This window comes from Comamonas sp. w2-DMI, from assembly GCF_040187735.1.
GTDB lineage: Bacteria > Pseudomonadota > Gammaproteobacteria > Burkholderiales > Burkholderiaceae_C > Comamonas > Comamonas terrae.
Map to the genome: position 1 here is coordinate 1 of NZ_JBANEL010000067.1, position 2850 is coordinate 2850.

Below are 2850 nucleotides of genomic sequence, written 5' to 3' on the forward strand. Positions count from 1 at the left end.
CGCGCCGCGGGCGCCGAGATCCTGCCCGATGCCGCGTCGCTGTGGGCTGCGTCCGACATCGTGCTCAAGGTGCGCCCGCCGAGCGAGGCCGAGGTGGCGCTGATGCGCGAAGGCGGCACGCTGATCGACTTCATCTGGCCCGCGCAGAACCCCGGGCTGATGCAGCAGCTGGCCGCGAAGAAGGCCACGGTGCTGGCCATCGACTGCCTGCCGCGCACGCTCAGCCGCGCGCAGAAAATGGATGCGCTGACCTCCACGGCCGGCGTCTCCGGCTACCGCGCAGTGATCGAGGCGGCCAATGCCTTCGGCCGCTACTTCAACGGCCAGATCACGGCCGCGGGCAAGGTGCCCCCGGCCAAGGTCTTCGTCGCCGGTGCCGGCGTGGCCGGTTTGGCTGCGATTGGCACGGCGGCCAACCTGGGCGCCATCGTGCGCGCCAACGACACGCGCGCCGAGGTGGCCGACCAGGTCAAGTCGCTGGGTGGCGAGTTCGTCAAGGTCGACTACGAGGAAGACGGCTCGGGCGGCGGCGGCTACGCCAAGGTCATGAGCGAGGGCTTCCAGGCCGCGCAGCGCCAGATGTATGCGCAGCAGGCCAAGGATGCCGACATCATCATCACCACCGCGCTGATCCCCGGCAAGCCGGCGCCCAAGCTCATCACCGCCGAGATGGTGCAGAGCATGAAGCCCGGCAGCGTGATCGTGGACATGGCCGCCGAGCAGGGCGGCAACTGCGAGCTCACCGTGCCCGGCGAGGCCGTGGTGCGCCATGGCGTGACCATCATCGGCTACACCGACCTGGCCTCGCGCCTGGCCAAGCAGTCGTCCACGCTGTACGCCACCAACCTGCAGCGCCTGATCGAAGAGCTGTGCAAGGCCAAGGACGGCGTGGCCGTGGTCAACATGGAGGACGACGCGATCCGCGGCCTCACCGTCATCAACCATGGTGAGATCACCTGGCCCGCGCCGCCGCTCAAGCAGGCCCCTGCGCCCGCGCCCAAGGCCGCGGCCGCACCCGTGGAGCAGAAGAAGAGCGGCCACGGCCATGGCGCCGGCGCGCCCATGCCGGTCAAGTCGCTGGTCATCGTCTTCGCCGTCGCGGCCGTGCTGTTCGCGCTGATCGGCGCCTATGCGCCGGCGGCCTTCCTCGGCCACTTCACGGTCTTCGTGCTGGCCTGCTTCATCGGCTACATGGTGGTGTGGAACGTGACGCCCGCGCTGCACACGCCGCTGATGAGCGTGACCAACGCCATCTCCAGCATCATCGCCATCGGCGCGCTGGTGCAGATCGCGCCGCCCGAGGCCGGCACCAACGGCCGGCCCGACGGGCTCATCATGTGGCTGGCGTTCGCCGCGCTGGTGCTCACGGCCGTCAACATGTTCGGCGGCTTTGCCGTCACGCGCCGCATGCTGGCCATGTTCCGCAAGTAATAACTACAACAAGAACCAGCAAGGAAAGACGCACATGTCCCAATCTCTCGCTACCGTCGCCTACCTGGGCGCGGCCATCCTGTTCATCCTCAGCCTGGGTGGCTTGTCCAACCCGGAAACCTCGCGCCGCGGCAACGTGTTCGGCATGATCGGCATGGCGCTGGCCGTGCTGGCCACCGTGTTCGGCCCGCGCGTCAGCCCGTCCGGCATCGCCTGGATCGTGATTGCCCTGGTCATCGGCGGCGGCATCGGCCTCTATGCCGCCAAGATCGTCAAGATGACGCAGATGCCCGAGCTGGTCGCGCTCATGCACAGCCTGGTGGGCCTGGCGGCCTGCCTGGTCGGCTTTGCCAGCTATGTCGACACCTCGGTGCAGTTCACGGGCGCCGAGAAGGCCATCCACGAGGTGGAGATCTACGTCGGCATCCTGATCGGCGCGGTCACCTTCAGCGGCTCGCTGATCGCCTTCGGCAAGCTCGCCGGCCGCATCGGCGGCAAGCCCCTGCTGCTGCCCGCGCGCCACTGGCTCAACCTGGTGGCCCTGCTGGTGGTGGTCTGGTTCGGCCGGCAGTTCCTGAACGCCCATGACGTGCAGGCCGGCATGCCGGCGTTGGTCGTGATGACGGTGATCGCGCTGCTGTTCGGCGTGCACATGGTGATGGCGATTGGCGGCGCCGACATGCCGGTGGTGGTGTCCATGCTCAACAGCTACTCGGGCTGGGCGGCCGCGGCCACCGGCTTCATGCTGAACAACGACCTGCTGATCGTGACCGGCGCGCTGGTGGGCTCGTCGGGTGCGATCCTGAGCTACATCATGTGCCAGGCGATGAACCGCAACTTCATCAGCGTGATCGCCGGCGGCTTCGGCTCGGGCGCGCCCAAGAAAGCGGCCGGCAACGGTGCTGCCGCCGAACCCCAGGGCGAGGCCGTGCCGGTGAGCGCGGCCGAGACCGCCGAGATGCTGCGCGAGGCCAAGAGCGTGATCATCGTGCCCGGCTACGGCATGGCCGTGGCCCAGGCCCAGCACACGGTGTACGAGATCACCAAGGCGCTGCGCGAGAAGGGCGTGGATGTGCGCTTCGCCATCCACCCGGTGGCCGGCCGCATGCCGGGCCACATGAACGTGCTGCTGGCCGAGGCCAAGGTGCCCTACGACATCGTGATGGAGATGGACGAGATCAACGAGGACTTCCCGGATGCGGACGTGGCCATGGTGATCGGCGCCAACGACATCGTGAACCCCAGCGCGCTGGAAGACCCCGACAGCCCGATCGCCGGCATGCCGGTGCTCGAGGTCTGGAAGGCCAAGCACTCCATCGTGATGAAGCGCTCCATGGCCTCGGGCTACGCGGGCGTGGACAACCCGCTGTTCTACAAGGACAACAACCGCATGCTGTTCGGGGATGCCAAGAAGATGCT

2 protein-coding genes are annotated in these 2850 nt (G+C 68.0%); both read left to right on the forward strand.

What is annotated here, in order from left to right:
• Positions 1 to 1431 (forward strand): Re/Si-specific NAD(P)(+) transhydrogenase subunit alpha (locus V8Z74_RS26055; RefSeq protein WP_349712275.1); only part of this gene is annotated, 1431 nt, incomplete at its 5' end.
• Between the two features lie 34 nt (positions 1432 to 1465).
• Positions 1466 to 2850, forward strand: a 1385-nt coding sequence (pntB, locus tag V8Z74_RS26060) for a Re/Si-specific NAD(P)(+) transhydrogenase subunit beta (protein ID WP_349712277.1), incomplete at its 3' end; no start/stop codon positions are given.